General features: G+C 44.4%; 6 protein-coding genes. 1 reads left to right on the forward strand and 5 read right to left on the reverse strand.

Annotation, left to right across the window (positions count from 1 at the left end):
• Positions 1–678, forward strand: a 678-nt coding sequence (locus A3735_RS00795; RefSeq protein WP_068637378.1) for a GGDEF domain-containing protein, incomplete at its 5' end; no start/stop codon positions are given.
• Between the two features lie 18 nt (positions 679–696).
• On the opposite strand, the gene A3735_RS00800 is transcribed toward A3735_RS00795, so the two are convergent.
• The 5 genes from A3735_RS00800 to A3735_RS29985 all read right to left on the reverse strand — a co-directional run.
• Complete coding sequence (locus A3735_RS00800; RefSeq protein ID WP_068516691.1) at positions 697–1413, reverse strand: hypothetical protein; 717 nt, start codon at positions 1411–1413, stop codon at positions 697–699.
• Positions 1414–1421: 8 nt separating this feature from the next.
• Positions 1422–2606 (reverse strand): iron-containing alcohol dehydrogenase, encoded by a 1185-nt coding sequence (locus tag A3735_RS00805; RefSeq protein ID WP_068516696.1) that lies wholly within the window; start codon positions 2604–2606, stop codon positions 1422–1424.
• A 12-nt stretch (positions 2607–2618) separates the two neighbouring features.
• Positions 2619–4007 (reverse strand): aldehyde dehydrogenase family protein, encoded by a 1389-nt coding sequence (locus tag A3735_RS00810; protein ID WP_068516698.1) that lies wholly within the window; start codon positions 4005–4007, stop codon positions 2619–2621.
• Between the two features lie 14 nt (positions 4008–4021).
• Positions 4022–5395 carry a glutamine synthetase family protein gene (locus tag A3735_RS00815; RefSeq protein ID WP_156499284.1) on the reverse strand — a complete coding sequence of 458 codons (1374 nt, stop codon included), beginning with the start codon at positions 5393–5395 and terminating at the stop codon, positions 4022–4024.
• 154 nt (positions 5396–5549) lie between these two features.
• Positions 5550–6268 (reverse strand): hypothetical protein (locus A3735_RS29985; protein WP_197485556.1); only part of this gene is annotated, 719 nt, incomplete at its 5' end.

A 6268-nucleotide genomic window follows, 5' to 3' on the forward strand; every position in this document is an offset into this window, starting at 1 on the left:
ACCATGGACGAAACAGAATTAGGCGCAATTACCTTTTCTAGAAAGAAGCGCTTTCTTGAAGAAGAACTTTCCATTATCGAGCGCCTGGCTAGCACCTTGGTATTTCCTTTACGAAATGCAAAACTATATCAAGCAGCACTTCAATCAGCGCTTAGAGATGAGTTAACGGGTTGCGGCAATAAACGCGCACTTGATGCCAGCTTACACAGAGAGGCAGAGCTAGCGACACGTCACAACACCCCTCTTTCCGTTCTCATGCTTGATATTGATCATTTTAAACACGTCAACGATACATACGGACACCTAGCCGGTGATAGCGTCCTTCGCGACCTTGCTGCGACAATCAAAAAGTGCGCGCGTGGAAGTGATTTGTGTTTTCGCTACGGTGGCGAAGAGTTCGTATTAATTCTAGATGATACAGATGCCAATCAAGCTTTAAAAATTGCTGATCGAATCAGGCAGAGCGTAGAGCAACACACCTACCTATATAAGGGCAAAATTATCCCTGTAACCATTAGTGCTGGTACCTCGACCTTCATTCAAAGTGAAACCCTTGATAGCCTGAAAGAGCGAGCAGACAAGGCACTATATAGTGCAAAATTGAATGGTAGAAACCAGGCAGTTTCAAGCGAGCTAAATGACACCCTAACTACCTTGCCGATAAGTCACGCACATTAACAGCCACCAAAACCAACATCACGCTTTCTGAAGTAAAAATTTCGAAATTACACTTAGGAAACCCCTGTTATCCAGAGGTTTCGCTAAGGACTCTAGACCAGCCTCAATTGTATTAGCAGGGATTCGGCCGCGACGATCATTCATTAAGGCTTCAGAGTATTCACAAGTCCATTCCGGGTGCCCTTGGATACTAATCAAGGAATCACTCCATTGAACGGCAAAGTATGGACAAAAATCACTTGTCGCTAGAAGCTTGGATTCTTGCGGTATATTCTGGACTTGATCTTGATGGCTAACAATCATATTAAGGGCATTTCCCTCAAAGCCTAAGTCATAGGCGCACTTGGTTAATTCATTACTTGAAACACCTACACCCCAACCTTTAGAAGATTTCTCAACCGAACAATTCTTTGCTAAAGCCATGATCTGATGACCAAAGCAGATTCCAAACACAGGTATCGATACTCGATCCAGACATTGCACAAACTCTACTAATTTACTTATCCAGAACTCATTATCGTAGACACTGGCTTTGCTCCCAGTGATCACATAAAAACGAAAATCCTGTATCTGTTTAGGATATTCACCTTTACGCACATCATAAGTAAAAAACTCTAAGCTATGCGAGACCTGCGTAAAGCAATCTTCAACCATACCCGGATAGTTTCCGAAGTCGGTCCGGAACTTATCTAGCACGTCATCACACTGCAAAATGGCGACTTTATAGTTATCCATTATGCAGCCTACGCCCCTTCCCCAGGCGTTTCATTTACGCCTTGAATGGCATTTCCGATCAAGCGCGCATAATCAGCTGACGACAGCTGGATAGGGTTGCCACCAGCTGAAGGATCTTCAACAGACATGGCAGCTAATTTTTGTACATCGCCTAAGTTGATACCGATTTCATCTAAGGTACGTGGTATACCAAGGTCTGCTCGAAGTTGGTGGACCCAAGAAATAAACGAGTCTGCGGAACCTCCGTCTAGGTCAAGATATCTCGCGGCGCGCCCGAGCTTTGTTTTGATTTCACTATAATTCTCTTCGAGGACATAAGGCATCAAAATAGCATTTAGAAGACCATGATGCGCACCATATGTTGCACCTATAGAATGTGCGATAGCATGCATCGCTCCCAAACCTTTCTGGAACGCTGCAGCCCCCATACTTGAAGCAACCAGCATATGCATCCGCGCTTCTAGGTTATCGCCATTTTCGTATGCAAGCTGGAGATTTTCTTTAATCAGGCGCATACCTTCAAGCGCAATACCCTCAGCCATCGGGTGGTAAGAAGGTGAGCAAAAAGCTTCAAGGCAATGTGATAAGGCATCCAAGCCCGTTGCAGCGGTAATTTTAGCTGGCAAACCTGTCGTTACGTTGGGGTCCAATATCACTAGCACTGGTAGCATCTTTGGGTGGAATATAATCTTCTTTAGGTGTTTTTCTGAATCAGTAATGACAGAAGCACGACCAACCTCTGAACCTGTTCCAGCTGTTGTAGGAATTGCAATAACAGGTGCAACACCCTCCTCCTTTACCTTGCACCAGTTATCGCCAACATCCTCAAACTCCCAAATAGGTAGCTCTTGCCCAACCATTAAAGCAATTGCTTTTGCTGCATCAAGTGCTGAGCCACCACCAAAAGCGATTACTGAGTCATGCTTTGAGCGTTTAAACTGCTCAACACCGCGGCACACATCTTCTTGATTCGGGTTGGCTGATACCTGATCATAAACATCAAACTTAATGTTTGCGCGCTCAAGTGTCTGCTTGAGTTCATCACAAATAGGTAAGCTCGAAAGACCGGGATCCGTCACGATTAAAGGATGTTCAAATCCCTTTTCCTGGCACTGAGTAGCGAGCTCAGCCAAACGACCGGCGCCCGAAATAATCTGATTCGGGTAGTTCCAGTTCCCCTCCAATATATGCATAGTCAATTACTCTCAAATAGATTTTATATGGTAAGACTTTAGTTGGATGTAATTATCAAAGCCGTGCACAGACAAAGAGTAACCACGCCCGGTATTTTTCACTCCTGTCCACACCAATTCGGGATCTAGAAAATCACAGCGATTAACAAAAAAAGTACCCGTCTCAATCTTTTCGCCTAGCGCAGTCGCAGCCTCTAGGTCATTGCTATAAATAGCTGCACTCAATCCCAGGTCACTGTCGTTCATAAGCTTTATTGCTTCTTCATCGGAGCTAACAGCCATTATCCCCACAACAGGACCAAAGGTCTCATCACGCATTACTGACATCGAGTGATCAACATTCGTCAGCACTTGAGGTGCTAGATAGGCCGTACCATTCTGATCAAGAGGGAAATTTGTGACGTCGATATTGGCTTTGGCACCTGAATCAATTGCGCCTTGAATCTGTTTGCGTATTCTTGCTGCCGCCGAAGCATTGACTACCGGACCAAGCGTCGTTGCCTGATCATTTGAGCAACCCAGGACATACTCCCGAGTAAGCTCTACAAAGCGCTCGACATACGCACTATAAATTGACTGATGAACATAAATCCGTTCGAGCCCACAACACGACTGACCGGAATTAAAGAAAGCCCCATCTACAGTTGATTCAACTGCATATTCAAGGTCAGCATCACTACGAATATAGGCCGGATCCTTGCCCCCTAACTCAAGCGTTAGGTTAATAAACCTACCTGCACATGCTTTTTCAATATCTTTACCGGCCTCGACAGAACCAGTAAAGGTCACAGCCTTTATGGAAGGTTGCTCCAGCATAGTCTTGGCTGTGTCATGACTCATATGAAGGCATTGTAACACGCCCTGAGGAAGACCCGCGTCGGCAAAAGCCTCTACAATACGTTCACCGCACAAAGGTGTTTGGGCTGAATGCTTTAGGATCACCGAGTTACCAGCTAATAAAGCTGGAATAATAGAGTTGATCGGTGTGTGTAGAGGGTAATTCCATGGCGCTAGAACTGCTACCGTTCCAACCGGACACTTTTTAATGAAGCGCTTAAACCCAGGCTTATCGTCAACCTCGTTTGACGCAAGGCATCGATCAGATATTGAGATCATATGACGGGCGCGTGCTGCAAAACTGGAAACTTCGCCTTCTGCATATCGTATCGGTCGTCCCATTTGCCAACATAGCTCTTCAGCTATAAGCTCTTTTTTTTCTTCAAAGCACTCTACAGCTAACGAACAAATGTGCTTCTTTTTTTCCAAGGGTACCAAAGCCCAGTCATCTTGCGCTTTATCTGCAAGCAACACCGCTTCAAGCATCTGCTCTTCGCCAACCAACTCTCTTTGAACATATAGAGAGCCATCAATTGGCGAATAGGTTTTCAGTTTTCTAGCCATAATATGTCTTCTAGTTAAATAATCTCGAAATACCGGTCCATTTCCCAGTCACTAATGTGCTTGCGAAACTCTCGCTCTTCCCATTCTCGGCTCGATGCAAAATGCTCTACAAAGGCATCGCCAAATAGGCCTCTCGCCTCTTTAGACTCCTTTAGAGCTTGCGCCGCCTCCCAAAGTGTTGAAGGAAGCTTTAATGCGCTGGGATGCGTTTGTGAATAAGCATCACCTACAACCATTGGTGTCGGTTCAAGTTTGTGCTCGATACCATACAAACCTGAAGCAAGCGCCGCTGCCAAAGTTAAATACGGGTTACCATCTGCCGAGCCTAAACGATACTCGACTCTCTGCGACTTCGCTGAACCAGGTATAACGCGAAGCGAGCAAGTACGATTCTCAACGCCCCATGTAGCATCGGTTGGCGCCCAGAAGCCAGGAATTAGTCGCGTATAACTATTAACCGTTGGCGCAATCAATGACAAGAACTTTGGCATCAATAACTGCTGACCCGCAACGAAATGCCTTTGAGTATCACTCATCGAATAATCTTTACTTTGATCAAAAAAGACTGACTCATTTGTCTTCGCATCGTTTAAGGAAATATGAATATGGCCGCTTTGGCCTGGGTAGTCGGCCGACCACTTAGCCATAAAGGTCGCCATCAATTGATTTTTTTGGGCCAATACTTTAATGAAAGTTTTAAATAGCGATGCTTTATCGGCGGCATTTTGTGCGGTATCAACAGCTATCGCAGCCTCAAGAACACCTGGCCCGGTTTCTGTATGTAGACCTTCAATCGGAAAATCCATTTCTTCCGCAAGCCCAAGAATTTGTGCATATAAGTCGTGATGGACGCTTCCCCTTAAAACAGAGTAACCAAAGTTATCCGGCGTAAAAGGCTCAAGGTTTCGAAAACCTTTTTCTCTTACGCTTTTTGGGGTTTCGTTAAATAGAAAGAATTCATACTCTAGCGCTGCATTGGCAGAAAAGCCCATTGAGTCTGCTTTTTGTAATATCCTATTCAAAAGATTGCGCGGACAGAGAGCTGCTGCGGCACCTACGAATTCACAAATAAAAAGTAAAGTATCTTGCTCAAAAGGAATCTCCCTACAGCTTTCGGGAATAATTCGTACAGAGGCATCTGGGTAGGCTGTATGCCAGCCAGTGTAACTGACATTGTCGTATAACTGATCTTTCGAGTCCCAGCCCAAAACAACATCGCAAAAACCAAAACCCTTGTCGAGCCCAGCAAAGAACTTATCTTTGCTCATATATTTACCGCGCATCACGCCGTCTATATCGAAAAGACCAACTTTGACATGCTTTATTCCACGAAGATTTACAATATGCTTCGCATCTTCAATCGTTTTTACAGATCTGGCTTCCATCATATTATCCAAATATTTTTATTTTATAATCGCATCTAGCCTTAAGTTTAGGTTAGAAATGTTACATGCGCATAAAACTGCAGTGCATTAATAAAAACTAAGAGGAAATTACTAACAATGCGAGATAAGTGGGAGCTCGCTAAGCAATTAGAAATCGCTAGAATTGGGCTTCTATTTTAAAGGTGCTGCTAAGTTTTGAATCAGGATAAACTGGGTCATTTGAGCCGCTTTTGCTGGCATAGCTAAGCGCAAGAGATAACTGAACATAGTCATTAAAGTCATACTCAGATGCCAGATTCAACACAAATAGCTCAGAGACAGTAGACCAAGCCCCAAGCACACTCAAGCCGAGCACATCATTAAAGTACTCCTTGCTCCATGAAACATTCCAGATCTCGTTATAGATGGTACGATTCGTATCTTGCTCTAGACTTTTAAAACGCCATACACCAGCATTCACTTGATGATTAGCGGCACTTAGATATTCAAAACCTAGCGCAATTTCAAGCCTGTCTTCTAAGTTTTCAGGCCGACCACTCAGCGCATAAACCGAAGAGAGTTGATTTGTTTTATAGGCCAAATCAAGCTCGTACATAATGCTTCCCCGATTGATACCCAGCGAAAGCCCATAGAGTTCGTAACGCTGACTATAAGGTGTGCTTTGAAAAGTATTCCTATCGATTAGTATGGAGAACTGATTAGCATACAGGCGGGCATAGCTTAACGAGAGATCAAAAGCCTGCTTAGCCAAACTTAAACGCCCTCCCCATTCGTCGCCCACCCCTGATCTGGCAATACTTTCTAATTCGCTTTCGAAATGAGAGAAACGATTCAACAGAGCATCTTCTTGATAGAACAGCTCAGCTGTAAGATCGT

The organism is Oleiphilus sp. HI0061 (assembly GCF_001635675.1).

Bases quoted from the DNA above. Each gene is read 5' to 3' on its own strand.
- A3735_RS00800 (WP_068516691.1), bottom strand. From the start codon at position 1,413: ATGGATAACTATAAAGTCGCCATTTTGCAGTGTGATGACGTGCTAGAT.
- A3735_RS00805 (WP_068516696.1), bottom strand. From the start codon at position 2,606: ATGCATATATTGGAGGGGAACTGGAACTACCCGAATCAGATTATTTCG.
- A3735_RS00810 (WP_068516698.1), bottom strand. From the start codon at position 4,007: ATGGCTAGAAAACTGAAAACCTATTCGCCAATTGATGGCTCTCTATAT.
- A3735_RS00815 (WP_156499284.1), bottom strand. From the start codon at position 5,395: ATGATGGAAGCCAGATCTGTAAAAACGATTGAAGATGCGAAGCATATT.